The 26,989-nt window shown below is 66.9% G+C and carries 30 protein-coding genes; 14 read left to right on the top strand and 16 right to left on the bottom strand.

Annotated features, from left to right (window positions below; translation table 11 throughout):
* Positions 1 to 54: 54 nt before the first annotated feature.
* Together fabA and O2K97_RS03205 are read right to left on the bottom strand one after the other, a co-directional pair.
* A complete protein-coding gene (gene fabA / locus O2K97_RS03210) occupies positions 55 to 588 on the bottom strand; it encodes a 3-hydroxyacyl-[acyl-carrier-protein] dehydratase FabA (RefSeq protein WP_269220420.1) in 534 nt (177 codons plus the stop codon).
* A 69-nt stretch (positions 589 to 657) separates the two neighbouring features.
* On the bottom strand, positions 658 to 1,230 hold the full coding sequence (locus O2K97_RS03205; RefSeq protein WP_269220419.1) for an SH3 domain-containing protein: 573 nt from the start codon (positions 1,228 to 1,230) through the stop codon (positions 658 to 660).
* Positions 1,231 to 1,298: 68 nt separating this feature from the next.
* On the opposite strand from O2K97_RS03205, the gene O2K97_RS03200 reads away from it, so the two are divergent.
* Positions 1,299 to 2,285, top strand: a complete 987-nt coding sequence (locus O2K97_RS03200) for a 2-hydroxyacid dehydrogenase (protein ID WP_269220418.1) — start codon at positions 1,299 to 1,301, stop codon at positions 2,283 to 2,285.
* On the opposite strand, the gene O2K97_RS03195 is transcribed toward O2K97_RS03200, so the two are convergent.
* The gene (locus O2K97_RS03195) at positions 2,282 to 3,490 is read right to left on the bottom strand and encodes a DUF6880 family protein (RefSeq protein WP_269220417.1); all 1,209 of its coding nucleotides are present in this window, start codon (positions 3,488 to 3,490) and stop codon (positions 2,282 to 2,284) included. The genes O2K97_RS03200 and O2K97_RS03195 overlap by 4 nt on opposite strands.
* Positions 3,491 to 3,609: 119 nt before the next feature.
* Here O2K97_RS03195 and O2K97_RS03190 point away from each other — a divergent pair, with 119 nt between their 5' ends.
* Positions 3,610 to 3,861 (top strand): hypothetical protein, encoded by a 252-nt coding sequence (locus O2K97_RS03190; RefSeq protein ID WP_269220416.1) that lies wholly within the window; start codon positions 3,610 to 3,612, stop codon positions 3,859 to 3,861.
* A gap of 3 nt (positions 3,862 to 3,864) precedes the next feature.
* On the opposite strand, the gene O2K97_RS03185 is transcribed toward O2K97_RS03190, so the two are convergent.
* Together O2K97_RS03185 and O2K97_RS03180 are read right to left on the bottom strand one after the other, a co-directional pair.
* Complete coding sequence (locus O2K97_RS03185; RefSeq protein WP_269220415.1) at positions 3,865 to 4,602, bottom strand: HesA/MoeB/ThiF family protein; 738 nt, start codon at positions 4,600 to 4,602, stop codon at positions 3,865 to 3,867.
* Between the two features lie 54 nt (positions 4,603 to 4,656).
* Complete coding sequence (locus O2K97_RS03180) at positions 4,657 to 5,016, bottom strand: BLUF domain-containing protein (protein WP_419466081.1); 360 nt, start codon at positions 5,014 to 5,016, stop codon at positions 4,657 to 4,659.
* Positions 5,017 to 5,192: 176 nt separating this feature from the next.
* Here O2K97_RS03180 and hslV point away from each other — a divergent pair, with 176 nt between their 5' ends.
* Positions 5,193 to 5,753 carry an ATP-dependent protease subunit HslV gene (gene hslV, locus O2K97_RS03175; protein ID WP_112863320.1) on the top strand — a complete coding sequence of 187 codons (561 nt, stop codon included), beginning with the start codon at positions 5,193 to 5,195 and terminating at the stop codon, positions 5,751 to 5,753.
* A 13-nt stretch (positions 5,754 to 5,766) separates the two neighbouring features.
* Here the strand turns inward: hslV and O2K97_RS03170 are convergent, their stop codons facing one another.
* Positions 5,767 to 6,348 carry a ClpP family protease gene (locus O2K97_RS03170; RefSeq protein WP_269220413.1) on the bottom strand — a complete coding sequence of 194 codons (582 nt, stop codon included), beginning with the start codon at positions 6,346 to 6,348 and terminating at the stop codon, positions 5,767 to 5,769.
* Positions 6,348 to 6,554, bottom strand: coding sequence for a hypothetical protein (locus tag O2K97_RS03165; protein WP_269220412.1), 207 nt, complete (start codon positions 6,552 to 6,554; stop codon positions 6,348 to 6,350). The genes O2K97_RS03170 and O2K97_RS03165 overlap by 1 nt, the downstream gene beginning before the upstream one ends.
* Before the next feature lie 152 nt (positions 6,555 to 6,706).
* Between O2K97_RS03165 and hisS the strand changes: the two genes are divergently transcribed.
* Positions 6,707 to 8,197, top strand: a complete 1,491-nt coding sequence (gene hisS, locus O2K97_RS03160; protein WP_269220411.1) for a histidine--tRNA ligase — start codon at positions 6,707 to 6,709, stop codon at positions 8,195 to 8,197.
* Positions 8,198 to 8,561: 364 nt separating this feature from the next.
* On the opposite strand, the gene O2K97_RS03155 is transcribed toward hisS, so the two are convergent.
* On the bottom strand, positions 8,562 to 10,685 hold the full coding sequence (locus tag O2K97_RS03155; protein ID WP_269220410.1) for a M13 family metallopeptidase: 2,124 nt from the start codon (positions 10,683 to 10,685) through the stop codon (positions 8,562 to 8,564).
* Between the two features lie 156 nt (positions 10,686 to 10,841).
* On the opposite strand from O2K97_RS03155, the gene O2K97_RS03150 reads away from it, so the two are divergent.
* Positions 10,842 to 12,677 (top strand): cation:proton antiporter, encoded by a 1,836-nt coding sequence (locus O2K97_RS03150; protein ID WP_269220409.1) that lies wholly within the window; start codon positions 10,842 to 10,844, stop codon positions 12,675 to 12,677.
* Between the two features lie 191 nt (positions 12,678 to 12,868).
* Positions 12,869 to 13,510, top strand: coding sequence for a TetR/AcrR family transcriptional regulator (locus O2K97_RS03145; RefSeq protein WP_039243898.1), 642 nt, complete (start codon positions 12,869 to 12,871; stop codon positions 13,508 to 13,510).
* Positions 13,511 to 13,576: 66 nt separating this feature from the next.
* Here the strand turns inward: O2K97_RS03145 and O2K97_RS03140 are convergent, their stop codons facing one another.
* The 3 genes from O2K97_RS03140 to O2K97_RS03130 form a co-directional block, all read right to left on the bottom strand.
* Positions 13,577 to 13,777 carry a Smr/MutS family protein gene (locus O2K97_RS03140; RefSeq protein WP_269221096.1) on the bottom strand — a complete coding sequence of 67 codons (201 nt, stop codon included), beginning with the start codon at positions 13,775 to 13,777 and terminating at the stop codon, positions 13,577 to 13,579.
* A gap of 378 nt (positions 13,778 to 14,155) precedes the next feature.
* The gene (locus O2K97_RS03135; protein WP_017504942.1) at positions 14,156 to 14,395 is read right to left on the bottom strand and encodes a helix-turn-helix domain-containing protein; all 240 of its coding nucleotides are present in this window, start codon (positions 14,393 to 14,395) and stop codon (positions 14,156 to 14,158) included.
* A gap of 24 nt (positions 14,396 to 14,419) precedes the next feature.
* Positions 14,420 to 15,025 (bottom strand): DUF2975 domain-containing protein, encoded by a 606-nt coding sequence (locus O2K97_RS03130; protein ID WP_269220408.1) that lies wholly within the window; start codon positions 15,023 to 15,025, stop codon positions 14,420 to 14,422.
* Between the two features lie 453 nt (positions 15,026 to 15,478).
* Here O2K97_RS03130 and rdgB point away from each other — a divergent pair, with 453 nt between their 5' ends.
* Complete coding sequence (gene rdgB / locus O2K97_RS03125; RefSeq protein ID WP_269220407.1) at positions 15,479 to 16,081, top strand: RdgB/HAM1 family non-canonical purine NTP pyrophosphatase; 603 nt, start codon at positions 15,479 to 15,481, stop codon at positions 16,079 to 16,081.
* The gene (gene hemW, locus O2K97_RS03120; protein ID WP_269220406.1) at positions 16,074 to 17,234 is read left to right on the top strand and encodes a radical SAM family heme chaperone HemW; all 1,161 of its coding nucleotides are present in this window, start codon (positions 16,074 to 16,076) and stop codon (positions 17,232 to 17,234) included. Before rdgB ends, hemW begins: the two co-directional genes overlap by 8 nt.
* Here hemW and O2K97_RS03115 read toward each other — a convergent pair.
* The gene (locus tag O2K97_RS03115; protein WP_269220405.1) at positions 17,231 to 18,886 is read right to left on the bottom strand and encodes a GNAT family N-acetyltransferase; all 1,656 of its coding nucleotides are present in this window, start codon (positions 18,884 to 18,886) and stop codon (positions 17,231 to 17,233) included. The genes hemW and O2K97_RS03115 overlap by 4 nt on opposite strands.
* A 153-nt stretch (positions 18,887 to 19,039) precedes the next feature.
* Between O2K97_RS03115 and O2K97_RS03110 the strand changes: the two genes are divergently transcribed.
* Positions 19,040 to 19,558, top strand: a complete 519-nt coding sequence (locus O2K97_RS03110) for a hypothetical protein (RefSeq protein WP_269220404.1) — start codon at positions 19,040 to 19,042, stop codon at positions 19,556 to 19,558.
* Between the two features lie 143 nt (positions 19,559 to 19,701).
* On the opposite strand, the gene O2K97_RS03105 is transcribed toward O2K97_RS03110, so the two are convergent.
* Positions 19,702 to 19,956 (bottom strand): GlsB/YeaQ/YmgE family stress response membrane protein, encoded by a 255-nt coding sequence (locus tag O2K97_RS03105; RefSeq protein ID WP_112863308.1) that lies wholly within the window; start codon positions 19,954 to 19,956, stop codon positions 19,702 to 19,704.
* Between the two features lie 179 nt (positions 19,957 to 20,135).
* Between O2K97_RS03105 and O2K97_RS03100 the strand changes: the two genes are divergently transcribed.
* The 4 genes from O2K97_RS03100 (at position 20,136) to O2K97_RS03085 (ending at position 23,237) form a co-directional block, all read left to right on the top strand.
* Complete coding sequence (locus O2K97_RS03100; protein ID WP_269221095.1) at positions 20,136 to 20,525, top strand: helix-turn-helix domain-containing protein; 390 nt, start codon at positions 20,136 to 20,138, stop codon at positions 20,523 to 20,525.
* Between the two features lie 70 nt (positions 20,526 to 20,595).
* A complete protein-coding gene (gene hisN / locus O2K97_RS03095) occupies positions 20,596 to 21,381 on the top strand; it encodes a histidinol-phosphatase (protein WP_269220403.1) in 786 nt (261 codons plus the stop codon).
* 274 nt (positions 21,382 to 21,655) lie between these two features.
* Positions 21,656 to 22,033, top strand: a complete 378-nt coding sequence (locus O2K97_RS03090) for a hypothetical protein (RefSeq protein ID WP_269220402.1) — start codon at positions 21,656 to 21,658, stop codon at positions 22,031 to 22,033.
* 64 nt (positions 22,034 to 22,097) lie between these two features.
* On the top strand, positions 22,098 to 23,237 hold the full coding sequence (locus O2K97_RS03085; RefSeq protein ID WP_269220401.1) for a S41 family peptidase: 1,140 nt from the start codon (positions 22,098 to 22,100) through the stop codon (positions 23,235 to 23,237).
* Between the two features lie 83 nt (positions 23,238 to 23,320).
* On the opposite strand, the gene O2K97_RS03080 is transcribed toward O2K97_RS03085, so the two are convergent.
* The 3 genes from O2K97_RS03080 to O2K97_RS03070 all read right to left on the bottom strand — a co-directional run bounded on the left by O2K97_RS03080 (position 23,321) and on the right by O2K97_RS03070 (position 26,189).
* A complete protein-coding gene (locus tag O2K97_RS03080) occupies positions 23,321 to 24,370 on the bottom strand; it encodes an alpha/beta fold hydrolase (protein ID WP_269220400.1) in 1,050 nt (349 codons plus the stop codon).
* On the bottom strand, positions 24,367 to 25,287 hold the full coding sequence (locus O2K97_RS03075) for a class I SAM-dependent methyltransferase (protein WP_066628098.1): 921 nt from the start codon (positions 25,285 to 25,287) through the stop codon (positions 24,367 to 24,369). The genes O2K97_RS03080 and O2K97_RS03075 overlap by 4 nt, the downstream gene beginning before the upstream one ends.
* Before the next feature lie 95 nt (positions 25,288 to 25,382).
* Positions 25,383 to 26,189, bottom strand: a complete 807-nt coding sequence (locus O2K97_RS03070; protein WP_269220399.1) for a class I SAM-dependent methyltransferase — start codon at positions 26,187 to 26,189, stop codon at positions 25,383 to 25,385.
* 272 nt (positions 26,190 to 26,461) lie between these two features.
* Here O2K97_RS03070 and O2K97_RS03065 point away from each other — a divergent pair, with 272 nt between their 5' ends.
* Positions 26,462 to 26,941 (top strand): Hsp20 family protein, encoded by a 480-nt coding sequence (locus tag O2K97_RS03065; protein ID WP_026108379.1) that lies wholly within the window; start codon positions 26,462 to 26,464, stop codon positions 26,939 to 26,941.
* Positions 26,942 to 26,989 lie beyond the last annotated feature (48 nt).

Below are 26,989 nucleotides of genomic sequence, written 5' to 3'. Positions count from 1 at the left end.
TTGATGCTTCCTGGTCCGAGGACCGTCCGCCTTGTTCGCGGTTATATAGGGGCGTTAACCGCCCGCCGCCTCATCCTTGGCGCCGAACAGGCCGACCCGCATGTCGTTGCAGGTGTAGATGACCTGGCCGTCGGCCTCCAGCACGCCGTCGGCGATGCCCATGACCAGCTTGCGGTTGATGACGCGTTTTAGGTTGATCTTATAGACCACCTTCTTGATGTCCGGGGTGACCTGGCCGGTGAACTTGACCTCGCCGACGCCCAGGGCGCGGCCGCGACCGGGACCGCCGATCCAGCCCAGATAGAAGCCGACCAGCTGCCACATGGCGTCCAGGCCCAGGCAGCCCGGCATGACGGGGTCGCCGATGAAGTGGCACTGGAAGAACCAGAGCTCGGGATGGATGTCGAGTTCGGCCTCGACATAGCCCTTGCCGTGCTCGCCGCCGTCCGCATTGATCGTGGTGATGCGGTCGAACATCAGCATCGGCGGGGCGGGCAGCTGGGCGTTGCCGGGACCGAACAGCTCGCCGCGGCCCGAGGCCAGCAGGGCCTCATGATCGAAGGACGAAGGATATTGGGACTGGGTCAAGGCGCTTCCGTTTCTTGATACGTTGCGCGCGGGTTACACGACCGCGCCGCTTCGCTCAACAGCGTGCGGTCAGTTGCGACCCGTGCCCGCGGGGCGATTGGCGTTGCACAGCGCCCGCTCCTGGGTGCCGAACACCGCCCGCTGGGCCACGAAACCCTCCAGTCGTCGCGCCCGGACCTTGCACCATCCCTCTTCGCATTCGTCCAGCATCACCAGGGCGCGCGGCGACAGGCGCGCGCGCACCGACGCCGTCTCGGATCGGCCCGACCGGATCGGCACTTCCTGGGCCGTGGTGTTGAAGACATAGCGCCGGCCCGATGACACCGTGCGGTGAATCCAGGCCACGGCGCCGTCCGGGTCGCAGATCTTGCGCCATTCGGTCGTCTCGGCGATCACCTGAACCGGCAGGCCGGCGGCCCGGTATTCCCACAGGATCGGATAATCCAGGCCCGGCCCCTGGCGCGCGCGGACGTGGGAGGACTTCAGCGAAATCCAGCGCGGCACCTCAAGCCCGGTGGGCGTCGGGCGGCCGTCGGGCATGGTCGCGCCGGCGCTGGCCATCACGCCGAGGCCGAGAACGGCTCCAACGAGGGCGATGCGGCGTCGCAGGCTTTGGAAGATGGCGGCGGCTTTGCTAGACACTGGATTGGAACGACCCGTCGCGCGGGCCTTGATCCGTCTGAATCGCCGCCCGCTAACCAAGGCCGAGAATGTCCCCCCGCAAGCTTAAGGTCGTATTAACCAGACGCCTGCCCGACGCGGTCGAAACGCGGATGCGCGAGCTGTTCGACGCCGAGCTGAACCTGAAGGATCAGCCGATGGACCGCGCCGCCTTGCAGGCCGCCGTCCAGCGCGCCGAGATTCTGGTGCCGACCATCACCGACGTCATCGACGCCGACCTGATCAATGGCGCAGGCGAGCAGTTGAAGATGATCGCCAACTTCGGCGCCGGTGTGGACCATATCGACGTCGAGGCGGCCGTGGCGCGCGGCGTCATCGTCACCAACACCCCCGGCGTCCTGACCGAGGACACCGCCGACCTGGCCATGAGCCTGATCCTGGCCGTCAGCCGCCGCATCGTCGAGGGCGCCCAGGTGGTGGCCGAGGGACGGTTCGAGGGCTGGACCCCGACCTGGATGTGCGGACGCAAACTGTGGGGCAAGCGGCTGGGCATCGTCGGCATGGGCCGGATCGGCCAGGCCCTGGCCCGGCGCGCCAAGGCCTTCGGGCTTCAGGTCCACTATCACAATCGCAAGCCCGTTCCCGCCCTGATCGAGGAAGAGCTGGGCGCGACCTACTGGGACGATCTGGACCAGATGCTGGCGCGGATGGACATCGTCTCGCTGAACTGTCCGGCGACGAAGGACACCCACCATCTGCTGTCGGCCGAACGCCTGACCCGGCTCCAGCCCCACGCCATCCTGATCAACACCGCCCGCGGCGAGCTGATCGACGAGGCGGCCCTGGCCCAAGCGGTGGCCATGCGCGCCCTTTCCGGCGTCGGCCTGGACGTGTTCGAGAACGAGCCCGCGATCCATCATGGCCTGTTGGGTCAGTCCAATGTCGTGCTCCTGCCCCACCTGGGTTCCGCCACCCTGGAAGCGCGCCAGGACATGGGCGACCGCGTCATCGCCAACGTCATGACCTATCAGAACGGCCACCGCCCGCCGGATCGGGTCATCCCCGCAATGCTTTAGGGCGCAGCCAGCAACCGCTCGGCCGCATCGGGATATTTTTGCGCCAGCCGCGCCGCCCAGTCGGCCTTGAGCGGCAGCGGCGCGCGCACCTCGCGAATGCGGCGCTCGACCAGGGCGGCGGCTTCGCGGTGCGCGGGCCAGTCCATCAGAAAACCCAGCGCCGTCTCGACGTCGGCATAGGTCGCGGCATGGGCCAGGGCGCGATCCAGCGCCTCCACATCGTCGAAGTCCGGCAGGCGCGCCAGATGGGCCCGCAGCAACGGCGCGGACAGGTCGCGTTCGAACATCGCCCAGCGCAGCTCCTGCGCCTCTTCCTTGCGGCCCTCGGCTTCCAGCAGGTCGATCGAGGTCGCCTCCCATGCCGGCGTCAGGACCGGCGGTCCGGCCTGCGGCAATCGCCCGAAGGTCCAGCGCCGGTTGCTCGCCGACGGTTTCAGCGCCGCCTCCAACGCGAGGCGCGCTTCTGGAATGCGATCAGCGACCAGCAGCCGCTTGGCCATCACCGCCGCAAAATCCGGCGAACCTCGCTCCTCCAGCGTCGTCATCGACAGCCACAGGTCCAGATCGCCCGCCCGGTCGGCCAGCCGTCGGACGACCGTCCGCATGCCGCGCGCGTTGGATGCGGTATCGAGATGACCCAGCAGCCTCTTGGCCAGGTCCGCCGTCAAATCATCGCCGCCCGCGCCGATCCAACGGGCGTATTCGAGCGGTTGCCGCGCCACCGCCTCCGCCAGCAGACCCACTGTGCTCTCGTCCGTCCGAACCGCAGCCTCGGCGATCCGCCACATGTCCGCGGCCGCCGTTTCGAACGCGTCGGCCAGTTCGCCCTTCTGATCCTTGACCCGCGTCGCCAGGCCGCGAAACAGATCGAACCAGCCGATCAATCGCTCCAACCCCATCGCCGGCGCAGCCTCGGCCAGGTCCTCGACGATTGCAGCCCGCAGAATCTCCAGATCGCGCAGCAGGTCCGGCCGCTTTCGCCACGACACGCGCGCGCGGCTGGCGGCGATGGTCGTCAATCGCTTGTCGATTTCCAGAGCCAGCAGATCCGGCCCCGCCTCGGCCGCCATCACCAGCCTGAGCCGCCGCTTCAGAATCGCATCCGCATCCGCCGCCTGCATCAGCAGTTCGCCCAGACGCTCAGCCCCTAAGCCGCTGAGATTTGCGGCGTTCAGCCGTTTGGGCGAGGCGGGACGTCGGGCCATCGGGCCTCCTTTTCACAAGTCTGTCGGACCGAACTCACACGGCTGTCGAAAACCGCTGGCAGGGGAGGAACCGTCGTAAACGCGCTTCGTTTCCGGCGTCCTGATCGAGGAAGTGTGCGTTGGACTCCTACTACTGCATCGTCAACCTGCCCGGCGTTCCGGTGCGGGACATCTGCGTCCTCGACGCGACTAACGACACGGCGGCCAATCAGGCGCTTGAGGCGATCGCCCGCAACTGGGTCGGGTTCGAGACCCTGTATCTCTATTGCGGCGAGCGTCTGGTGACGGTGCTAAGCAACCCGGCGCTGGGCTTTGCCCCGCCGCTGCCTGACTTGGATCTGACCGACATCCGTTTCGCGACAGCCGCCTGATCGTCAGGCGCCGCAGACCGGGCATTCCGGATCGGCGGCGACCCGGACGGTCCGCGCCGAGCCCGCCAGACCGTCATAAAGCATGAGCCGTCCCCTCAGGGCCTCGCCCGCGTCGGTGATCAGCTTGATGACCTCCAGCGCCGCCATTGACCCGATCACGCCGGTCAGGGCGCCCACCACGCCGACGCGCGCACAGGTTTCCGCATCCGGCGGAACCTCGGGCACCAAGCATTGATAGCAGGGCTTGCCCGCAAACACCCCGATCTGCCCGTTCCAGCGGCCCAGCGCCCCCGACACCAGCGGCTTGCCCGCCGCAACGCAGGCCGCATTGACCCACAGCCGGGTCTGGAAATCGTCGGTCCCATCCAGAACGATATCGAAGGCTCCGATCCGCGCAGCCGCATTCTCGGCAGTGATCCGCTCGGCGAAGGTTTCGACCGCGACATGCGGATTGAGGCCGACCAGCCGTTCCGCCGCCGCCTCGACCTTCGACCGGCCGACCTGCGCCGTCGAAAAGGCGATCTGCCGCTGCAGATTGGACAGGCCCACCCCATCGTCGTCGATCAGGCCCAGCGTCCCCACGCCCGCCGCCGCCAGATAGAGCGCCGCCGGCGACCCCACGCCGCCCGCGCCAACGATCAGCACCCGCGCGCGCTTCAGCGCCTGCTGCCCCGGCCCTCCAATTTCGGACAGGACCAGATGGCGCGCATAGCGTTCGACTTCGTCTTCGGAAAAGATCACCGCCCTATCTAGCGCCGCAGAGGTTCCGGCGCGAGGGGCGTGGCGCCTATCGCCTCAGGCGGCCATCCGCACGTGTTCGCACAACAGCAGCTTTTCCAGACCCGCGCTGGACAGATCGCTCAGGCGCCGGCCACGCAGAATGTCGGCGGCCTGTTGGGTGCTGAGGGCGCACAGGCGCGCGGGCTCTTGTACCCGTCGCTGCATGACCGGGCGATCATCCAGCACACGGATGTTGCAGTGGCGTGGGTCGTTCCAAAGACGCGACATCAGCCGATCTACGTCCGCGCGCGCACCCTCGATCATCTGTGCAGCCTCGCCTTCGTGGAACAGCATGGCGCTACCGATGTGATCCCGGCGATTGTTCCGCTCCGACACGCCCAGGATTTCAGCGAGCGCCTGAAGCGTGTGGTTCACGCCACCGATCACTTCACTCACGAAAACGACGCGATAAAGCAAAGCTTGGCCCTCGATATCAAAGATCCGCGAAATTGGATTGCGCCTTCTAGCCAATATTGGGGTCAAAATAAGACGGCGTTATCCATAGGCGCGACAGACTTGATGCCGACCGTCCGCCACGCCATCTGATCGTCATGACCCAGACCGCATCCAACTTCCCCGACTGGCACGGCACCACCATTCTGGCGGTGCGCAAGAACGGACGCACCGTGATCGCCGGCGACGGACAGGTCTCGATGGGCCCGACCATCGTCAAGGGCGCGGCGCGCAAGGTGCGGACCCTCGCGGGCGGCAAGGTTCTGGCGGGGTTCGCCGGCGCCACGGCCGACGCCTTCACCCTGATCGAGCGGTTGGAAGCCAAGCTGGAGCAATATCCCGATCAGCTGGCGCGCGCCTGCGTCGACCTCGCCAAGGATTGGCGTACCGACCGCTATCTGCGCCGGCTGGAGGCCATGCTACTTGTGGCGGACAAGTCGTCCATCTTCACCGTGACCGGCGTCGGCGATGTGCTGGAGCCGGAGTATGGCGTCGCCGCCGTGGGTTCGGGCGGCAACTACGCCCTGTCGGCCGCCCGCGCGCTGATCGAGGAAACGGAGTTGGACGCCGAACAGGTCGCCCGCAAGGCCATGAAGATCGCCGCCGAAATCTGCGTCTACACCAACGGCAATCTGACCGTGGAAACGCTCCAGGCCTGATTTGCCGGGTGGGTCAGATCACTTCGGCGATCAGACCGCGAGCCTTGGCCTCCTGGGCCTCGATATACCAGTTGGCGGGGGCGCGTTTCAGCACCTCCTCCATGGTCACCGACGATCCGCGTACCAGGTTCTCGAAGCCTTCGTTCTGGATGGCGATGGAGTGTTCCAGCTCATTCAGCATGGCGTGGACCGAAGCGATGCAGGTCGTCAACGGACCGCTGACGTGCAACTGCGTGTCCATCTTGCGCTCGTGGATCATCACCCGCGCGCCGCGCGTCAGATAGCGGTTCTCCACCGCAAAGAAGCTCATGAAGGTGGCGCCGGCGGAATAGATCGCCGCCTTGCCCAGAAAGACCAGTCGGCGCGACGGATTGATGTCGCTTTGAAAGCGCACATCCTCGCCCATCATGCGCGCCACTTCCGGATCACCGCCCAGGGTCGACAGTTCGATGACGGTCAGGCCGGTGTCGGGTGCTTCCGCCATCTGCTGACGGAACCTCTCGTACATGGCGTAATCGACCGCGCCGGCGAGCAGGATACGGGGCGTATCGAAAGCTTCGGCGGTCAGAACGCCGCTCGGCGCGACGTCCGACATCAAAGCTCGGCCGCTGAGGCGGCGTCGTCGCTGATGGGATAGCCTTGGGCGGTCGCCCACGATCGCGCCTCGCGGATCGAGAAGAAGGCTTGGTTCTGAACGCGCCGCGAACCGGCCTCGTCGATCAGTTCGCACTCCCACCACCGGATCGTGCGGCGATCGGAGGTGTTGCAAGTGCGCGGAACGAGAAGAGCGTGGGGCGTCATGCGCCATCAACGAAAAATCCGCATAGCAGTTCCGTCGGCATAAGGATTTCGTCTTTAAGAACAGACCATTGCGCGACACCGACGGACGCTTCTCGTAGGTCAGCTGTGGTGGAGAATTTGCGATCAAGGGCGCCTTGGCTTAAGCGCGCGCCATGACCGACGCCGCGCCTCCCCGCCCCCTCGCCCGCAACCCGCGCGGCTTCGCCGACAAGCGCGGCCGCGACCTGACCGCCGAGCGGCGCATCGTCGCGCGCGTGTCCGAGGTTTACGAGCGGTGGGGCTTCGAGCCGCTGGAGACGCCGGCCTTCGAATATGCCGATGCGCTGGGCAAGTTCCTGCCCGACGCCGACCGTCCCAACGAGGGCGTCTTCGCGCTTCAGGACGACGCCGGATCGGACGAGCCGGGCGACTGGATGGCGCTGCGCTACGACCACACCGCGCCCCTGGCCCGGTTCGCCGCCCAGACCTGGGAGACCCTGCCCAAGCCGTTCCGCCGCTATGCCTATGGCCCCGTCTGGCGCAATGAAAAGCCCGGCCCCGGCCGATTCCGCGAATTCTGGCAGTGCGACGCCGACACCGTCGGCTCGGACCGGCCCGAAGCCGACGCCGAGATCATCGCCATGGGCTGCGAAGGCCTGCGCGCCGCCGGGCTGGACACCGGCCAGGCCCAGATCCGCGTTTCGAACCGCAAGCTGTTCGACGGCCTGTTCGACGCCGGCGGCGTGACCGAGGCCGGTCAACGGCTGACGGCGCTTCGCGCCATCGACAAGTTCGACCGCCTGGGCTGGGAAGGCGTGGTCCAACTGCTGGGCGAAGGGCGTCTGGACGACTCGGGCGACTACACCAAGGGCGCCCAACTGCCCGCCAAGGTCACGGCCGCCATCGAGGCGTTTCTAGCCTCGGCCAACACGCCCGGCTTGTCGCGGGCCGAGACGCTGGACGCGGTCGCCCGCTCCGGCGACCTCGGCGCGGCGGGCGAGGCGGCGCTGAACGAGCTGGCCGCCATCGACCGGGCGCTGGCCGCCATGTCGGTCCGCCAGGACGCCGTGAAGTTCGATCCGACCATTGTGCGCGGCCTGGAATATTACACCGGTGCCGTCTTTGAGGCCGAGCTGCTGCTCGACACGGTTGACGACAAGGGTCTTCCCGTCCGCTTCGGCTCGATCGGCGGCGGCGGCCGCTATGACGATCTGGTCGCCCGCTTCACCGGTCAGAGCACGCCGGCGACCGGCTTCTCCTTCGGCGTCTCGCGCCTGGCCTCGGCCCTGCGCGCGGCGGGACGGGGCGCCGAGGATGCCGTGCGCGGCCCCGTGGTCGTCATCGTCTTCTCCGAGGACGACATGGCTCATTATCTGACCGCCGTCGCCGAACTGCGCGCCGCCGGAATCGCCGCCGAGCTTTATCTGGGTCGCGCCGGCATGAAGGCGCAGATGAAATACGCCGACCGACGCGGCGCCCCGGCTGTCGTCATTCTGGGCGGCGACGAAATCGCCGTCGGCGAGGTCACGATCAAGGATCTGGACGCCGGCCGCGCCGCCGCCGCCGCCATCACGGACAACGACGCCTGGAAGGCGGAACGCCCCGGCCAAATGAAGATACGCCGCGAAGGCCTGGTCGCCGCCATCAAGTCCATTATCGAATAAGCCTCGATAATGACGCGCCTCTGAAATGGGTTATCAGTGATAAGTCGAAGAAAGTTCGACTCTTGCCAAACCGGCCGTTGACGACCGACCGGCCCTTGCGTCAAATGACCTCACTCGAGGGCAAGCGTTGCTCAAGCGCGCAGCACTCGAAGGCGTTTCGGGGAGGAAACGTCCGCTCTTTAAAGAGCGCGAAAGCCCGCTGCGATGTATCCCCCGCAGCGGGCTTTTTCGCGTCTGAAGCCCAGACAAACTGCCCTGGAACCTCGACCAATTCTCGATGGGGCGTCGAGATCGAGCAGCCCGGTCTCGATATGAAAAAGGCCGGGGCGAACCCCGGCCTTTCCATTCTGGGACAAAAGTCGCCTTACCAGAGACGAACGCGTTCCTCGGGCGTCAGATAGTAATTCGTGCCCGGCTGAACGTCGAAGGCGTCGTACCAGGCGTCGACGTTGCGCAGCGGACCGATGACGCGGAACTGGGCGGCCGAGTGCGGGTCGGTGGCGACCTGCTGCTTCAGCGCCTCGTCGCGGTACTTCGACTGCCAGACCTGAGCCCAGCCATAGAAGAAGCGCTGGTCGCCGGTCGTTCCGTCGATCACGGGCGCCGGCTGGCCGTTCAGCGACAGGTGATAGGCCTCAAGACCGACGGCCACGCCAGACGCGTCGCCGATGTTCTCGCCCATCGTCAGGCCAGGGTTGATGTGATAGCCCGCGATCGGCTCGTAGGTCGCATATTGCGCGCCCAGACGCGCCGTCAGGGCCTCGAAGTTGGCCTTGTCTTCCGGCGTCCACCAGTTGCGCAGCACGCCGTCGCCATCGGACTTGGAGCCCTGGTCGTCGAAGCCGTGGCCGATCTCATGGCCGATCACGCCGCCGATGCCGCCATAGTTGACCGCCGCATCGCCGTTCGGATCGAAGAAGGGCGGCTGCAGGATCGCGGCCGGGAAGACGATCTCGTTGTTGGCCGAGTTGTAGTAGGCGTTAACGGTCTGCGGGGTCATGCCCCACTCCGACTTGTCGACCGGCTCGTTCAGACGGGCCAGATCATAGTTCCACTCGAACAGGCCGCGGCGCTCGGCGTTGCCGACCAGGTCGTTCGCGCGGATATCCAGACCGGAGTAGTCACGCCACTTGTCGGGATAGCCGATCTTGACGGTGAATTTGCGCAGCTTCTCCTGCGCCGCCGCCTTCGTCTCAGTCCCCATCCAGGTCAGGTTGTCGATCCGGTGCGACAGGGCGGTGCGCAGATTGGCGACCAACTCTTCCATCTTGGCCTTGGATTCGGCCGGGAAATACTGGGCGACGTAGAGCCGGCCCGTAGCCTCGCCCAGCGACCCTTCGGCGAAGGAGATCGCGCGCTTTTCACGAGTCCTCTGCTCAGGCTGACCCGACAGGTCGCGCGAACGGAACGCCCATTGGGCATCTGCGAAGCGTTTCGACATGAGGGGCGCCATGTCGTCGGCGGTGTGGAAAGCCTGCCAGGCCTGCAGAAGTTCGACCGGCGTCTCAGCGTAGATGGCCGCAATCTTGGGCATGGCCGTATCCTGACGCACGATCAGGCGCGGCACGCCGCCCAGCTTGGCGGCGTCGTAATAGGCCTGCCAGTCAAAGCCCGGCGCGTCCTCGGCTAGTTTGGCGATGGTGAACTCGTTGTAGGTCCGGTCGCGGTTGCGGTTCTCGACCGGGGTCCAGTGGGCTTCAGCGATCTTGGTTTCGAGTTCGACGATCTCGGCGGCCGTGGTGAACGGCTTGTCCCACCCCGCCATAGCCAGGATTTGACCGACATAAGTCGTGTAAAGGTGCTTCTTGTCCGCGTAGCGGGCGTCCAGATAGTAGTCGCGGTTCGGAAGGCCGATGCCCGACTGGCCCGTCGAGACGACGTAGCGAGTGGGCTGTTTCGCATCGATGGTGATGCCGGTGCCGAAGAAGGACGAGCCGAAGCGGCCGACCGTCTGGCCCATATAGACGGCCATCTTGTCATGGCTGTCGGCGGCGCGGATCGCGGCCAGATAGGGTTGCAGCGGCTGGGCGTCCAACTGCTCGATCCGCGCCTCGTCGATGTAGGAGCGATAGGCGTCAGCGACCTTGGCCTCATCCGATCCGGGCGCCAGATCGGTGCGGTTGGCTAGGCCCAGCACCAGTTCCTTCATGCGGTTGTCCGACAGTTCGCGCAGCAGGGCGAACGAGCCGTAGCTGGTGCGGTCCGACGGAATGACCAGCTTTTCCAGCGCCTTGCCGTTGGCGTATTGGAAGAAGTCGTCGCCCGGCTTCACCGAGGTGTCGCGGCCGGCCATGTCGAAGCCCCAGGTTCCGTAGCGGGGCGCCTCTGTCCCCTGCCAGCCGGCCGCCGTCTCTTCGCCCGAGAACAGCGAAACGATGGTGCAAGCGTCGTCGATGCAGGCGTGGTCGTGACCGATATCCTGAGCCAGAACCGTGCTGGCGGGCAGAAGAAGGGCGCCGACGGCGGCCCCGATAAGCAGACGTTTCATCACTATGTCCCTGTTCCCACCCGGCATTTGGATGGCTCGGCGCGGACCCTAATCCCGCGAGGGGGGGTGTCGCCTTAAAAAAAGTTCATGATTCCGATGCGGCCTCTCGCCACAGCGCCGAGATCAGGGTCAGATACGTGGACGCAAGGAGGGCGGATGCACGGTCAGGGCGGCGACTATAAGGATCTGGTGGTCTTTCTGGCGGCCGCCGGCGTCATCGTGCCCCTGGTCAATCGGCTGAAGGTCAGCCCCGTCCTGGGCTTCCTCGCTGCGGGCGTTTTGCTGGGGCCGGACGGCCTGGGCCGGTTCGCGCAAAGCCTGTCCTGGCTGTCGTGGCTGACCATCGGCGATCCGGGCCAGCTGGCGCAGTTGTCGGAACTGGGCGTCGCCTTCCTGTTGTTCATGATCGGTCTGGAGCTGTCGTGGGAGCGGCTGCGCGCCATGCGCCGTCTCGTGTTCGGCCTGGGCCTGATGCAGGTCGTCGTCTGCACCGCCGTGCTGGCGGGCGGCTTCATGCTGATGGGCCAGACCCTGGCCAGCGCCGTGGTGCTGGGCATGGGGCTGGCCCTGTCCTCAACGGCCGTGGTCATGCCTGTGCTGGCCGAGCGGGGGCGGCTGAAGGGGACCGTCGGCCGTTCCACCTTCGCCATTCTGCTGGCCCAGGATTTGTCGGTGGCCCCGATCCTGATCACCGTCACCGTCCTGGCGGCCCTGGCCCAGCAGGGCGGCGCGCTGGATCCGGCCATCCTTGGGCGCGCCCTGTTCACCCTGGTTCCGGCCGCCATCGGCCTGGGTCTGATGGTGTTGCTGGGGCGGGTCGTGCTGCGGCCGATGTTCCGGTCGGTGGCCAAGGCGCGCAAGGCCGCTCAGGGCGGCGAACTGTTCGTCGCCGCCTCGCTGCTGGTGGTGGTCGGGGCCGGTCTCGCCGCCCAGGCCAGCGGCCTGTCGATGAGCATCGGCGCGCTTCTAGCCGGCGTGCTGCTGGCCGAGACCGAGTTCCGGCGCGAGGTCGAGGTTTCCATCGAACCGTTCAAGGGGCTTCTGCTGGGCGTCTTCTTCGTCGGCGTCGGGCTGGGTCTGGATCTGGACGCCATCGCCGCCGATCCGGTCGGCGTCTTCGGCCTGGCCCTGGCCCTGACGGTCGTGAAGACCGGCGTCATCTTCAGCCTGGCGCGTTTCTGGGGCCTGGGCGCCCGCCCGGCGCTGGAGACGGCGCTCGTTCTGGCTCCGGCGGGCGAGTTCGCCTTCGTGGTCTTCGCAACCGGCCTGGTCGAAGGCCTCGCGCCGCCGCAGCTGACCAACACCGTGGCCCTGTCGGCGACCGTCAGCATCTTTTCGATCCCCCTGCTCGCCCTGCTGGGCCAGAAGTTGGCGCGCAAGTCGTCCGCCGCAGGCCAGCCCGTCGAGCTTCCAAAGCTGGAGGCGGCCGACGGCGCTGTCATCATCGTCGGCTTCGGCCGCGTCGGCCGGTTGATCGGGGAAATGCTGAAGGCGCACGATCAGCCCTTCATCGCCCTGGACACCGATGCGGGCGCGGTCGCCGCCGGCCGTCGTGACGGATTCGATGTCTTCTATGGCGATGCGGGGCGGCGCGAGATGCTCCAGCACTGCGGCGTTCAGTCCACCCGCGCCCTGATCGTCACCATGGACGCGCCGACCAAGGTGGACGAAGTCGTCACCACGGCGCGGTCGATGCGCGACGACCTGATCCTGATCGCCCGCGCTCGTGACGATCAGCACGCCATTCGGCTGTATGGACTGGGCGTCACCGACGCCGTGCCGGAGACGACCGAGGCCAGTCTGCAGCTCGCCGAAAACACCCTGGTCGACTTGGGCGTGCCCATGGGGCTGGTGCTCGCCTCGGTCCACGAACGTCGCGATCAGTTTCGCAAGGCCTTCCAGTCGGCCATCCCGGTCGAACGTCGCAATCGCCCCAGCCGCGCGCTGCGCCACACGCTACGCCCGACGCGCGTTGATCCCGCGGCGGAGTAAAGGAAGCCCCTTACAGACCGTCGCCGGACCCATTTTCGTCATGGTTCCGTGATGCAAGCGCGCCTCTCCATGACTGCATCTGCGGAGCAGAAGCGCCCTTTCGGTTCGATCCAAGGGCTCAGATATTCATTCGAGGTCGCTGCCGGGCCCGCCCCGACCAGAGACCGAAAGTAGAGTAAAAGCCTGATTATATGACAGATACCGTCGCCTCCCTCGCTGTCGAGCCCCGCTTGAACCGCCGCCAGGCCGCCAAGATCCGCACGCGACAAAAGGTTCTGGACGCCGCCCGCTCGCTCTTCGCCGAGCGCGGCTATGAGCCCGCCACGATCCGCGACATCGCCAAGGGCGCGGGCATGTCCACCGGCGCCGTCTTCGCCAACTTCCAGGACAAGGCCGAGCTGTTCGAAGCGGTCCTGACCGAGGACATGACGCGTCTGGCCGAGGTGGTCGAGGCCGCGGCGCCCGAAGGCGAGCCCGTCCGCCAGCGCCTCGTCAGCGCGCTGAGCGCGGGCTATCACTCGTCGCTGGATCAACTGCCCCTGTTCCAGGCCATCGTGGCGCGCTCGTGGTTCCAGCCCCTGGCCGCCGAAATGCGAGCCCGTGCCGCGACCAAGAATCTGCTGCTCGCCATCAGCAACATCCTTCAGGATGCGGTGGCCAAGGGCGAACTGTCCAAGGACGCCGACAGCCGCCTGCTGGTCGAGCTGATCTGGGACGCCTATCTGTCGAACTATCGCCGCGCCGCCTATGACGAATGGGACGCGCAGGCCCTGTCGGACCACATGGGCAAGCAGATCGACGTGATCCTGGCCGGCGCCATCGCCGCCAAATAGGCCAGAGCAAAGCCGCTTTTCGAAAGGCCGGGTCTGCCAGCGCGGGCCCGGCCTTTTTCGTGAGCGTCAGGTCCGGCGTTTCAGGGTGACGTAGAAGGCGCCGTTTCCACCGTGCTTCTGGTGGGCGATGGTGAAGCCCGACACCACGCCGCGCAGTGCGGGCGAATGCATCCATTCCGCAAAGGCCGACCGGATCACCCCGCCGCCCATCCGACCCTGACCGGTGATGACCAGCACCGCCCGCATTCCGCGCGACTGGCAGGATATCAGGAAGCCTCGAAGCTGATCCTCAGCCTCGAACCGGCCGAACCCATGCAGGTCGATGCGCGCCTCGATGGGGTCGCGCTCGCGCGACAGCCGCTGCTTGCGGCGCGGCTCCAGATCCTCGGGCGCGGGCTTGGGCTTGTTCGGCGAGGGTCGCTTTTTCCGCCGGCGGCGCGAGAGCGGTGCGTTTGGGAGACGCCTTGATCAGGAGGCGCGGGCGCTCGATCGGCGTCACTACGATCTCGGGCGGAGTTTCGGCGCCGGGCGTGACGCGGGCGGCCTTGCGCGTCCTCGGCGTCACGACCGATCCGGCCACACGGGTCCAGATGCGACGGTCTTCGGGCGTCAGTCCGTTCTCATCACGGCTCGGGCCCTTTCGCCTCATGCCTCGCCGTCGTCCTCGATGGTGTCGCCTGGGCCGGGCTCATGCGCCAGCAAGTCACCGGGCTGGCAGTCCAGCTCGCGGCACAGGGCGTCCAGGGTGGAGAACCGAACCGCGCGGGCCTTGCCCGTCTTCAGGATCGACAGGTTCGCCACCGTCACCCCGACCCGGTCGGCGAGTTCGGTCAACGACATGCGGCGTTCCACGAGGACGCGGTCGAGCTGGACGCGGATGGCCATGCGGAACTCCTACTTCGAAACGGCTCAGATCGTCAGTTCGGATTCGCGACGCAGGCGCGCGCCCTCGCGGAACACCTCCGCCAGCACGAAGACGATGAGCACGGAAAAGATGGGGGTCAGCAGTTCGCCGAAGCCCTGCGGGTCCATCACGCCGGGCGCCAGACGCTTGGCGACGAAGCCTTGGGCCACCCAGACGCCGCCGGTCACGACCGCCAGGGTCAGGCCGATCTGGCGCAGACGGCGCACGTTATCGGGCTGGAAGGGGTCGCCCATGGTCAGGGTGCGGATGATGCGGCGCAGGCTGCGCAGGATCAGCATGAACCCGCCGAAGTAGGCGGTCGCGGCGCCCAAACCGAACAGCAGCAGGGTGCGCGTCAGCGGCAGTTGCTTGCCGCCGGAATCCCCGCTGACGGTGATGTTCACATTGTCCAGGGGAATGAAGATCGCGGCGATGACCAGCAGCAGCAGGACACCGGTTATCAGCCAGAGAAGGATATAGGCGACGTCCAGCACCACCTTCAGCACGCTGGACACCGAACCTGGGCCGAGCGCCTTGATCGGCGCGCCCAGCCAGCTCGGAACACTTGCCTCGCCTCGCTTCAGCAGATTTGGCGGCAGGGGCAGGCGCATGGTCTTTGTGATCTCAAGCCGGGGAAGGCGGGGCGATGGCCACGCGGGGTCCGGCGAACCCGCGCGCGGCGCTATACATCGCGGTCTTCATGCAGGTCGTCAAAGCTCCAGTGATCGAAAAGAGAGGGATCAAAGGGCTTGGAACAGGGTGACGACCAGGGCGGTGGGCAGGGCGGCGATCAGAACGGTGCTGACAAAAGCAGCGCCGACCTTGTCGAGCCACATCGAGGTGTTCATCGTATGCATTGTGGTTCTCCGTCTTTCTTGTTTAGGCGATTATCGCCGTTTGGATTTGTTAGCCGCATGATCGTTCCCGGTTTTCCGGAAGTCCTGAACGCTGCGACCTCGTTCCGGACGATCAATAGATAGGCCGTGCGGACGAAAAAGGCACGTTACATATCGTTTAACGATATTAAACTTTGGCAATAGACTGTTTCAGGAACGTGATCGACGATGAATCTCAAGATTATCAAAGGGATGCGGATCGTCGTGGCGACGCACAACGCCGGCAAGATTCCTGAAATCTCGGCGCTGCTGGGCGGAAATTACGAACTCGTCACCGCAGGCCAACTGAAACTGCCCGAACCCGACGAAACGGAGAGCACCTTCACCGGCAACGCCATGCTGAAGGCGCGCCACGCGGCGGAACTGTCGGGCGAGGTTTCGCTGGCCGACGATTCCGGCCTGTCGGTCGCGGCGCTGGATGGCGCGCCGGGCATCTTCTCTGCGCGCTGGGCCGGGCCGGGCAAGGATTTCGCCGTCGCCATGAAGAAGGTCGAGGAGCGGCTGGAAGAGATCGGCGCGACGGACCGAACCGCCTGGTTCACCTCGGCCCTGGCGGTCGCCTGGCCGGACGGCCCCTGCGTCGTGGTCCAGGGCGAGGTTCACGGCCAGCTGACCTTCCCCCCACGCGGGGATCGCGGATTCGGTTACGACCCGCTCTTCATTCCGACTGGCGGCGACCGGACCTTCGGCGAGATGGAGCCGGCGGCCAAGGACGCCATCAGCCACCGCACCGTCGCCTTCGCCAAGCTGAGAGCCGCCCTGATTGACTGATCCGCTTGATCCGGGATCGGACGTCGGCCTCTACGTCCATTGGCCCTATTGCGCGCGCATCTGCCCCTACTGTGATTTCAACGTCGTGCGCGATCGCGGGCGCACCGAGGAACAGGCCGGGCTGGTCGAGGCGATCCTGGCCGATCTGCGTGCCCAGAGGAATCTGACAGGCCCGCGACGGCTGGCCTCGATCTTCTTCGGCGGCGGCACGCCGTCGCTGATGGCGCCCGACGCCGTCGCGCGCATCGTGGCGGCGACCCGCGATCTGTTCCCGCCCGCCGGCGACATCGAGATTACGCTGGAGGCCAATCCCACGGACGCCGAGGCCGGCCGGTTCGCCGCCCTGGCCGACGCCGGGATCAACCGCTTGTCGATGGGGGTTCAGGCGCTGGACGACGCCGCCCTGCGTTTTCTGGGTCGCGAGCATTCGGCGGCCGAGGCCCTGCGCGCGGTCGATCTGGCCCGCCGCGCCTTCGACCGCCTGTCCATCGACCTGATCTACGCCCGCCCGGACCAGAGGCCTGAAGATTGGGCCGCCGAATTGACGGCGGCGCTGGCGCTCGGGTTCGAACACGTCTCGCCCTATCAGCTGACCATAGAGCCGACGACCGCCTTTGGTCGGGCCTTCGCACGCGGAACCCTGACCCCGCCGGACGAGGACCGGGCCGCATCCCTCTACGAAACCACCCAGGATGTCCTCTCGGCCGCCGGCTTCGAAGCCTATGAGGTGTCCAACCATGCGCGCGGTCCCGCCGCCCGGTCGTCGCACAATCTGCATGTCTGGCGCGGCGGCGACTATCTGGGTGTCGGCCCCGGCGCCCATGGCCGGCTGACGCTGGACGGCGTCAGGACCGCGACCGTCGCCCACCGCCGCATCGCCGACTATGTGGCGGGCGTCTCGGGCCTCACGCCTTGGTCCGAGCGCGACGCCCAGACCCCAGTCGACGCCGCCGAAGAACGTTTGCTTCTGGCCTTGCGCACCACCGAAGGCGCGCCTGTCGCCCTGCTGTCAGCGCGCGGCCTGTCGCCTGAAGGCGCGCCGGTCGCGGACCTGATCGCCGACGGATTCCTGATGCTGAAGGCCGAGCGACTGATCGCCACCGAGCGCGGCCGCCCGGTGCTGGACGGCGTGCTGAAGGCGCTGCTGACCTAGGCCTTCTTCAGCCCCAGCATTCCCAGCCAGCCGCCGCTGGTCAGCAGAGCGACGTCCAGCAGGGCCAGCGGCAGCGGCGTCGAAACCGGCGCGGCGATGAAGCGCGAGCGCCAGTCCGGGCCGAACTTGGCCTTGTAGCTGCGCAGACCCTGGAAGCCATAGAGCGCCCCGCCCTCCTCGAACACCAGGGCGCCGACGCGAGCGAAGACCGGCGCGATGCGACGATCCTCCAGCCCAGCCAGCGGCGCCATGCCCAGGTCGAAGCTGGCCAAGCCCTCGGCCTTGGCCCACTGGGCGCAGCGAATGAACAGATAGTCCATCACCCCATGCGGCGCGTCCGGCCGATGGCGCATCAGATCCACCGCCGCTTCGTCCGGCGAGGTCAGCAGATTGGCGAAGGCGACGATGCGGCCGCCCTCCTTGACCACCGCCAGCGGCGTCAGGTCCAGATAGTCGACGTCGAAGCGCCCCAGGGAGAAGGATTTCTCCGACCCCTCGTGCATGGCGAGCCAGGCGTCCGAAATCTCGCGCAGTTCGTCCGCGATCGCTGCGGCCGAACCGGGCGGTAGAACCTCGAACAAGGAGCCTTCACGCTCGGCGCGATTGATGGCCGTGCGCAGATTCTGCTTGCCCTTGCCCTCCAAAGAAAACCGGTGGGCGTCGATCACGGCCGTCTCGCCGACCTTTCGCACCGCCAGCCCCATGGTCGCCAGATCACCCAGCACCTCCTCGCTGACCGAATAGAAGACCGCCGCCCCGCCATAGCTGTCGGCCATCTCGGTGAAGGACCACAGCAGCTCCAGCCGCTCGCTCTTCAGCCCTGCCGGTTCGCCCATGGCGATCCAGCGCCGGCCTCGCACGCGATAGGCCAGGAAGCTGGAACCCGATGGGCTGAACATCAGCGCCTTGTCGCCCAGCATGGCAAGCCAGGCCTCTGGTGTCGCCCTATTCGCCGCCTGCAACGCCTGGAGCGCGCGATCGATGTCAGCCTTGCTGGCCGGACCATGACTGTGGGCGCCCGGCGAACTCAACAGCGAGCGGCCGGCCACCACCAGCGTCAGGATCGCCAGAACCAGCCCGGCCCGCAGGAAACCCGACGCCTGACGATCGCTGAGGAAGCGCCACCACAGCTCGTCATTGTAGGCCACGTCGCGATAGGCGAAGAAGCCCAGCCACAGCATGGCCGCCACGACCGCCGTCAGCAGCAACAGCCAGCTGGGCCGCAGCGGCTCGCTGAGCCGCGAGCGCCGGTTGAAAGCCGTGCGGCACGGCGCCAGCAGGGCGGCGACGACCAGCAGATCCGTCGCCTGCTGCCAGTCCAAACCCTTCAGCACCGAAAACACCGCCCCGGCCGCCAGGACCAGCAGGGCCGCCCAATAGGCGCCGCGCCGACGCCGCCACAGACCGGCCGACAACAGCAGAAGAAGGAAACCGGCGATGCTGCCGACGAAGTGCGACAGGTCGATCAGGATCGGGGACACCACGCCGGTCAGCTGACGCAGTCGACCGTCGAACTCGGGCGTCACGGCAGAGGCCAGCATCAGCGCGCCTGCGCCGAAGGCCAGCACAGCAAAGATCTGAGGCGTCAGCTCGAAGGCCAGTCCCGCCAGTCGGCGGATCAGACCGGATGTATGCCGGGGGCGGCTGGACAAACGTGGCCTCTCGAATCGCGGATCGCCCGAACATAGACCAAGAATCGTCCAACCGGGGCGCTGCCAAGGTCATTTCGGGGCACACGAAACAATCCGTAACAGGGGGAGTATATAGGGGTGCGGGCGTCGGGCCCGTGCAACTGGGGATGACCCATGAATATCAAGACCGCTCTTCTGGTTGGCGCCGCCGCCGCTTTCATGACCGTCGCGCCGGCTCTGGCGCAAGAAGCCACGCCCGCTCCCGCCGCCGCGCCTGCCGCCGCTGCGTCCTCGCAGCAATCGCTGTCGCTGAACCCCGGATCGAGCGTTTCCGGTCCTGATGGCGAGCTGGGCAAGCTGGAAGGCGTTCAGAACAATGCCGAAGGCAAGCAGGAACTCACCGTTCGCGGCGCCGACGGCCAGCTTCGCGCCGTGCCGCTGAGCGGAATCCGCCAGGAAGGAACCGGCGTCGTGGTGGCGTACACCAAGGCCGAGTTCGACGCCGCCGCTCCGATCGCCGGCGCCCCGGCGGCTCCGGCGGCAACTCCCGCCCCGGCTTCTGATCCGATGGCCGAACCGACGGCTGAGCCCGCCGCCGAGCCCACGGACCCCACCACTGCGGAACCCGCTACGACGGAACCGGCTGCTCCCGCCCCGGACAGCGCCACGCCAGCTCCGACCGAGCCGCAATAAGACAGTCTTCCAAGGCTGGATGATCAAGGGCGGTCGGGTTTCCCGGCCGCCCTTTCGTCTGCCCGCAATCCAGCCCTGACAATGACGCAGCAAAAAGGGCGGCTCGCGAGAGCCGCCCTTTTCCTTATCGACCTACTGCCGGATCAAGCGCGACGCTTGACCAACCCCAACAGGAACAGCAGCAGGCAGGCGCCCAGGAACGCCACGATCAGGGTGACGAAGTTGAAGCCGCCAACCGGCGTACCGAAGACGTTTGCAGCGATGAAGCCGCCGATCAGAGCGCCGATGACGCCGACGATCAGGTTCGTCAGCAGGCCGTGATTGCGACCCATGACCTTTTCAGCCAGCCAGCCGGCGACGATGCCGATGACGAGCCAACCAATGATTCCGAGACCCATGCTGTGGTTCCTTCCTTTAAAAGCCAAGCTGTTGCAGTAAATGCGGCTCGGGCCATACGGTTGCGTCCTGGCTCCAACCTCGCCGCAATAAGGCCGAATTCGCCTCCGGCGCGATCCGGCACGACGATTGCCGTGGTCGACGCGTGTCGTCCCGCATCGGGACAGACGTTGAGACGAGGATCACCGTCATGGCCGACGACATCGACCTTCATCTGGGCCGCCGCCTGCGCCGCCGTCGCCGCCTGCTTGGCCTGACCCAGCAGCAGTTGGCTGTTCAGGTCGGCATCCGCTTTCAGCAAATCCAGAAGTACGAATGCGGCGCCAACCGCATCTCCGCCGCGCGCCTGTGGCAGTTGGCCGAGGCGCTCGAAACGCCCGTCGCCTATTTCTACGATGGCCTGGCCGAGGCGATTGAGGCCGACGCACCGACGCCCAAGGGCGGCGAGGTCTTTTCGCGCAAGGAAACGCTGGATCTGATCCAGGCCTACTATCAGTTGGACGAACGGCCCCGCCGGCGTTTGCTGGATCTGGCCAAATCCCTGCATGCGGACGACGCGGCCGCCGCCTGATCTGCGCGTCTCCCTGATCTGCACGTCTCAAGGGGCGCCCATGCCGGCGAAAGCGCGATAAGGGAGCGCCATGACCGAATACGAAGCCTTCGCCATCGAACTGGCGCGTGAAGCCGCGCGCGTGACCCTACCCTTCTTCCGCTCGGACATCGGGCATGAGGACAAGGGCGGCCCGGCCGGCTTCGATCCCGTCACGGAAGCCGACAAACAGGCCGAGGCCGCCATCCGCCGCCTGATCGCCGCCCGCTATCCCGACCACGGCGTCATCGGCGAGGAGTATGGCGAGGATCGGCCGGACGCCGAGCACGTCTGGGTGCTGGATCCCATCGACGGCACGCGCGCCTTCATTTCAGGCCTGCCGCTGTGGACCACGCTGATCGCCCTTCGCACGGCCGGCAAGCCGACCGTCGGCGTCATCGCCCAGCCCTATCTGGACGAAATCTTTATCGGCGGCCCGTCCGGCGCGCGCCTGTTGCGCGGCGACGTCGAGACGCCGCTGGCCGTGCGATCCTGCGAGAAGCTGACCCACGCCGTCATCTCGACCACGGACCCCGACATCTTCAACGGCGCGGAACTGGGCGCCTGGACCCAGGTGCGTGCGACCGCTCGCCTGGCGCGCCTGGGCTGCGACGCCTACGCCTACGCCATGGTGGCGGCGGGCAAGATGGATCTGGTCGCCGAGACCAGCCTGAAGCCCTGGGACTGGTCCGCCCTCGTGCCTGTCATCGAGGCGGCGGGCGGCAAGGTCGTGAACTGGCGCGGCGCAGCGCCGGACGACAGGGGCCAGGTCCTGGCCGTCGGCGACGCGCGCCTGATCGACCAGGCGCTGGTGACGCTGAAACGCGCGGCCGCCTGAATCTACGAGCTGGCGCATATTGACGCAGGTCGAGAGACGGCGTCAGGGTGCGGACGGTTGAGGGGACGGATTTCGATGGCTGGGCAGTCCAAACTGGTTGTCGGCGTCGACGCGCCCTGGGTCACGAGCTGGACCGGAGAAGAGATTACGGGCGCCGCACCATGCCGAACCGTCGGCGGTCGTCTCGCCCTGATGCAAGGCCAGCGCGCCCGGCGCCGGCAAGCCGCAATATTCAAAGAACCATCTGGTCCGACAACGTCTCACGGTCGCGCGCATGCTGTGCCCTATGTGCGGCGAGCCGACTGAGGAAGGCGATCGCTGGACCCAGATCGCCGCGCGACGATGCGCCGGTCAGCTCAGGGCGCGCGGCGGTCAGGTTCGCGCCGACATCGCCGACGACCGGGTCATGATCGACGCCGGCTCGATCGCGCCCCTGCACCGTCGCTGCGTCGACCGCTCGATGAAATACTGCCCGCACCTGCGCGCCAGCGACGACGTGATGGTCATGCGCTTCCCGCGCGAGTGGATCGTTCTTCCCCTTCTGGTGAAGGCCGAGACCGGACCCGGCGTCGCCGTCGCCTTCCTGCAGCTATGCGGCGTCACCCAGACGATCGACCGACGCTGGCGCGCCGAGGGGCTTACAGGAGTTTAACTGGTTCAATCCCGCGCCTGCGGTCCACAAATAGCGAGACGATTGCTTACGGAGCGGGACGAAGATGGATCGGCGCCTCATGTTGAAGGCCGCGCTGGGGGCTGCGGTGACACCTGCGATAGGCAGGGCAGCGTGGGCGGCCGAACCCGATCACGACGTCACTTTCCTGAACGATTTCGATGAGTTGTGGGAGACCCTGCGGGATCGCTACTGCTTCTTTTCCGACAAACGCACCGATTGGGATCACGTCCGAGCCTTGTATCGTCCGATGGCGCGATCGGCGGAGTCCGACGAAGCCTTCGCCGAGGTTCTACGTCGCACCCTGGCCGAACTCTACGATCCCCATACCTCGCTGGCGGACCCGCCCGCCGGTTCTCCAAGATTGCCGATTTCGGATCTGATCGCCGATTGGCGTAACGGCCAGGCCGTGGTGACCGCCATAGACGAAGACAGCGTGGCGTCTGAGGTCGGCCTTCGTCTCGGCGACGTGATCCTGACCGTGGACGACCGCCCGGTCGCGGCGGTGGCCCACGATCTGCTGCCGAAATGCCTGAGCCGGCCGGATCAGGCGGCCCAGGCCTATGCCCTGAACAGCGCCATCGCCGGCCGTCGCGGTCAGCCGCGTCGCTATCAGGTGGCGACCGGATCAGCCTCGCCGCGCGACCTGCTGCTTCCGATCCGCCAATCTGCACCCAAGCCGAATGTCGAATGGCGCAGGCTGGACGACCGCGTCGGTTATGTCGCCATTCGCAGCTTTGCTGACGACGCAGTGACCGAAAGCTTTGATCAGGCCCTGGCCGAGTTCCGCGACGCGCCTGGCCTGATCATCGACGTGCGTGACAACGGAGGGGGCGATACCGCCATCGCGCGCCCGATCATGGGCCGGTTCATCAGTGAGACGAAGCCCTACGCCCAGATGCGGCGGCGGCAGGGGCGAGGCCTCGGCGACTTCTGGACCGAGACGGTCGAGCCGCGCGGGCCCTTCACCTACGTCCGCCCTGTCGTGGTCCTGACGAACCACTGGAGCGGCAGCATGGCCGAGGGTTTTCCCATGGGCATGCGGGGGCTGGGTCGCGCCACGGTCGTCGGCACGCCCATGATGGGGCTGGGCGCGGCGGTCTTTCCCATCACCCTCGACCGCACCGGCGTCAAAGCCCAGTATTCCGCCGAACCCGTCTATGACGTGAAAGGCCAGCCCCGTTAGCTGATGCAGCCGGACGTGACTGTGCCCGAAGGCGAAGACATTCTGGCGGCGGGCCTTCGCGTTCTGGCCGCCGCGCCAGCCGCCTAGCTGACCGACGACATCTCCGCCGTCACGTCCGCAGTCCTCGCCGCCGGGTCCGTGACCGCGTCGGCCGCAGGCGCAACCAGATCGGCCATGGCGTCGAATTCGTTCAGGAAGACCGCGCGCAGGTCGTCGGCCTCCATGATGACCTCGTGCTTGGCGCCGGCGACCTCGACGTAGCGACCGCGCGGGATGCGTTTGGCGGCCCATTGGTTGGTCTGTTTCCACACCACGTCGTCGGCGCTGGCCTGGACGATCACGACCGGCGCCTTGACCGCCTTCAGGGCCTTGGGCTTCAGCGCGCGCTCGCCGGCGTCCAGCGCAAAGGCCAGCCAGCCATAGGTCGGACCGCCGATGGCCAGGTGCGGACAGGCGTAGAGCTGCTGACGCCACATCTCATAGCGGGTCTCGTCCGAGGTCAGGGCGTCTTCGGCGAAGTTGTGGTCGAACGGATCGTCGGGGTCGCCCAGGATATAGTCGCCCGCCTGGCCGTGGCGGATGTTCCAGCGCACCACCAGCTTGACCGACCACATCGACCGTTTGCCGGTCTTGATGCGCAGCATGGGGCTGGACAGGACTGCGCCGGCGAACCGGTCCTCGCCGCTCTCCAGCGACAACAGGTTCAGGCACGCGCCCATCGAATGGCCCACCATGATCCAGGGCTTGGGGCACTGGTCCTCATAGGCGTTCAGCAGGCGGTTGTAGTCGTCCAGAAACTCCTCGACCGCACGGGCGTGACCCTTCAGCCGGTCGGGCAGCAGGCGGGCCGACAGCCCTTGGCCCCGCCAGTCGTGGGTCAGCACGCACCAGCCGCGCGCCAGGAAGTTGCCGATCACCTCATAGTATTTCTCGATCGGCTCGGTGCGGCCGGGGCTGAGCACGACGGTGCCGAGCACCTTGTCCGCAGCGAGATGAGACGGCTTCCACAGCCCGGCGCGCAGGCGCATTCCGCCCGCGCCGCGAAACCAGTCGCCCTTTCCGCCGGGCGGCGGGGCGGCGCCGGGAACCCCCATCAGCGGGGCGTTGGCGGCGAAGGCTTGGGCGCGGTTCACTCGGGCTTCCTGAACTTCAAGGTCATGCGATCGCTCTCGCCGATCGCGTCATATTTGGATCGGTCGAAGGCGGGGTCCGCCGGTTCGCCGCGCGGCGCCGTCAGGCGCGTGGGCGCCAGGGTGTCGACGCCGAACGGGTGATCCTTGGTGTCTTCCGGATTGGCGTTGATCTCGGACGCCTCGACGAAGACGAAGCCCGCCTCAGCCGCCAACTGGCGCACGAAGGCTTCCTGCACATAACCGTTGGCCGCGACCGGGTCCTGATCCTGCGCAGGGGCTAGCCGGTGCTGTTCGATGCCCAGGATACCGCCGGGGCGCAGGGCGGCGAAGGCGTCGGCGAAGGCCTTCTCCGCAATGCCCGCCGCCATCCAGCCATGCAGGGTTCGCATGAACAGGCACATCTCGGCCGTGCCCGCCGCGATCACCGGGCCGGACCCCGCGCCGAAGACCGAAAACTGCGGTTCCCCATAGAGCTTCTTGTCGCTGGAGAACCGGGTGCGGAAGGCGGTGTTCAGCACGGCCTGCGCCGGATCGGCGGTCGGCCCCTCGGGGAACAGGGCGGCGACATAGGTTCCCGCCCCCTTTGCCAGATAGGGGGCCAGGATTTCGGTGTACCAGCCGCTGCCGGGCCAGAACTCCACCACCGTCATCTTGGGTTGGAGCCCGAAGAACCGCAGCGTCTCCATCGGGTGACGGAAGGCGTCGCGCGCCTTGTCCTGGGCCGAGCGCCACGACCCCTCGACCGCCCATTCCAGCGAGCCTTCCGGCGGCCCTGCGGGTGTGGGCGGCGCGGCGGGCGCCTTTGCGGCCTCGTCCTTGCGCCCGCAAGCCGCCACGCCGGTCAGCCCCAGCGCCGCAGCGCCGCTCAGCAGAAACCGACGCGACAATCCGCTCGCGCTCGCCAGACGATCAGCCATTCAAAACCTCCGCAGGACGCCGGGACCCGCGTCCGACGCACCCTGACGCCTTGGGCTTAATCGGGTTCGCAGGTCCGGTCAAAACGCAAGACAGCCTATTCGGGCTTGCGGAAACGCAGGGTCATCCGATCGCTCTCGCCGATGGCGTCGAAGGCGGCGCGTTCCTCGGGCGTCAGGGTGCGGCCCGACGGGTCGTTGCGCGCAGCCGACTGGCGGATCGGCGGCAGGGTCCAGACCCCGAACGGGTGATCGTGGTCGTCCTTGGCATTGGCGTTCAGTTCGCTGCGCGCCTCCAGCACGAAGCCGGCGTTGCGCGCCTCATGGATCACATAGCTTTCAGGCACATAGCCGGTGGAGGCGACGTCAGCGACATTCAGACCCTCCGCGCTGCGGTGCTGTTCGACGGCCAGCACGCCGCCGGGCTTCAAGGCCTTGAAGAAGGCCTGCAGATACGGCTGGGTCCGGTCGTTACGCGACCAGTTGTGGAAGGCGCGAGCCACCAGGATGAAGTCGGCGGTTCCGTCCGCCACGCCCATGCTTTCCAGCGGGCGATTGACCGGCACATAGCGACCGGCGGTTGCCGCCGCATAGGGCTCCAGAATGTGCCGCCACCAGCTGGCGCCGCCCGGCTCGATCTCCACAACCGTCATGCCCGGCGTCAGCCCCCAGAAGGTCAGGGATTCATACGGATGACGATAGACGTCGCGCGCCCGGTCGGCGGCGGGCCGGGTCTCGGCCGCGATGGCGGTCTGCAAGGCCGTGTCGTCGGAGAACGTCGGCATGGCGCTGGACAGGGCCGAACGCGGCGGTGTCCACGCGCCCTGGGTCTGGGGCGACTGTTGAGCCAGGGCGGGGGCGGCGGACAGCAGGACGGCGGCGAGGCCGTAGACGGCAAGGCGCATGATCGAGGGCTCCAGGTTCAGGTCGTTCTCCATAGGCAGGCGGGCCGCCCGCGCAAATGAACTTCGCGAGACACAGGCGGATTTGACGCAAGCAAAAATCGTCCGGACGGGACCCTTGACGCCGTTTCGTCGGTTCCCATCTCGGCTTCCGAGGACGCCGATTTCGGGTTCTCCAGACTGACGGCGCCGGTTTCGGGTCGTCGATCTGATCTCCTACCGTCCGGGCCAAAACGCCGGGCGGCTCAACCTTGCTGATCCTCAGGAGGATGCTGATGCGTACCTATGATTTCACCCCGCTGTACCGTTCGGCCGTCGGCTTCGACCGTCTGGCCAATCTGCTGGAAAACGCCTCGCGCGCGACCAGCCAGGACACGGGCTATCCCCCCTACAACATCGAGACCACGGGCGAGAACGCCTATCGCATCGAGATCGCCGTCGCCGGCTTCAGCCCCGACGAGCTGAACATCGAGGTGAAGGAAAACCTGCTCACCGTGACCGGCCGCAAGACCGCCAACGACGATACGGCGACGCAGAAGACCTATCTGCATCGCGGCCTGGCCGAGCGCGATTTCGAGCGCCGGTTCCAGCTGGCCGACTATGTCGTCGTCAACGACGCCAACCTGGTCAACGGCCTGCTGTCGATCTCGCTGAAGCGCGAGCTGCCCGAGGCGCTGAAGCCCCGCCGTATCGAGATCGGCGCCGGCCAGCCGCTGATCGAAGGCCAGGCCGAAAAGAAGGCTGAAGCGGCCTAAGCCGTTTCAAGGCGAACTATGAAAGGGCGGCGTTCGCGCCGCCCTTTT

Origin of the sequence: Brevundimonas vesicularis, from assembly GCF_027105095.1 — a bacterium.
Classification (GTDB): domain Bacteria; phylum Pseudomonadota; class Alphaproteobacteria; order Caulobacterales; family Caulobacteraceae; genus Brevundimonas; species Brevundimonas vesicularis_E.
The sequence above is the reverse complement of the archived record's forward strand: the minus strand, read 5'-3'. Positions and strand labels throughout refer to the sequence as shown.

Bases quoted from the DNA above. Each gene is read 5' to 3' on its own strand.
- O2K97_RS03200 (WP_269220418.1), top strand. From the start codon at position 1,299: ATGTCCCCCCGCAAGCTTAAGGTCGTATTAACCAGACGCCTGCCCGAC.
- O2K97_RS03195 (WP_269220417.1), bottom strand. From the start codon at position 3,490: ATGGCCCGACGTCCCGCCTCGCCCAAACGGCTGAACGCCGCAAATCTC.
- hslV (WP_112863320.1), top strand. From the start codon at position 5,193: ATGACCCAGACCGCATCCAACTTCCCCGACTGGCACGGCACCACCATT.
- O2K97_RS03170 (WP_269220413.1), bottom strand. From the start codon at position 6,348: ATGTCGGACGTCGCGCCGAGCGGCGTTCTGACCGCCGAAGCTTTCGAT.
- O2K97_RS03165 (WP_269220412.1), bottom strand. From the start codon at position 6,554: ATGACGCCCCACGCTCTTCTCGTTCCGCGCACTTGCAACACCTCCGAT.
- hisS (WP_269220411.1), top strand. From the start codon at position 6,707: ATGACCGACGCCGCGCCTCCCCGCCCCCTCGCCCGCAACCCGCGCGGC.
- O2K97_RS03155 (WP_269220410.1), bottom strand. From the start codon at position 10,685: ATGAAACGTCTGCTTATCGGGGCCGCCGTCGGCGCCCTTCTTCTGCCC.
- O2K97_RS03150 (WP_269220409.1), top strand. From the start codon at position 10,842: ATGCACGGTCAGGGCGGCGACTATAAGGATCTGGTGGTCTTTCTGGCG.
- O2K97_RS03145 (WP_039243898.1), top strand. From the start codon at position 12,869: ATGACAGATACCGTCGCCTCCCTCGCTGTCGAGCCCCGCTTGAACCGC.
- O2K97_RS03135 (WP_017504942.1), bottom strand. From the start codon at position 14,395: ATGGCCATCCGCGTCCAGCTCGACCGCGTCCTCGTGGAACGCCGCATG.
- O2K97_RS03130 (WP_269220408.1), bottom strand. From the start codon at position 15,025: ATGCGCCTGCCCCTGCCGCCAAATCTGCTGAAGCGAGGCGAGGCAAGT.
- rdgB (WP_269220407.1), top strand. From the start codon at position 15,479: ATGAATCTCAAGATTATCAAAGGGATGCGGATCGTCGTGGCGACGCAC.
- O2K97_RS03110 (WP_269220404.1), top strand. From the start codon at position 19,040: ATGAATATCAAGACCGCTCTTCTGGTTGGCGCCGCCGCCGCTTTCATG.
- O2K97_RS03105 (WP_112863308.1), bottom strand. From the start codon at position 19,956: ATGGGTCTCGGAATCATTGGTTGGCTCGTCATCGGCATCGTCGCCGGC.
- hisN (WP_269220403.1), top strand. From the start codon at position 20,596: ATGACCGAATACGAAGCCTTCGCCATCGAACTGGCGCGTGAAGCCGCG.
- O2K97_RS03090 (WP_269220402.1), top strand. From the start codon at position 21,656: ATGCTGTGCCCTATGTGCGGCGAGCCGACTGAGGAAGGCGATCGCTGG.
- O2K97_RS03085 (WP_269220401.1), top strand. From the start codon at position 22,098: ATGGATCGGCGCCTCATGTTGAAGGCCGCGCTGGGGGCTGCGGTGACA.
- O2K97_RS03075 (WP_066628098.1), bottom strand. From the start codon at position 25,287: ATGGCTGATCGTCTGGCGAGCGCGAGCGGATTGTCGCGTCGGTTTCTG.
- O2K97_RS03070 (WP_269220399.1), bottom strand. From the start codon at position 26,189: ATGCGCCTTGCCGTCTACGGCCTCGCCGCCGTCCTGCTGTCCGCCGCC.
- O2K97_RS03065 (WP_026108379.1), top strand. From the start codon at position 26,462: ATGCGTACCTATGATTTCACCCCGCTGTACCGTTCGGCCGTCGGCTTC.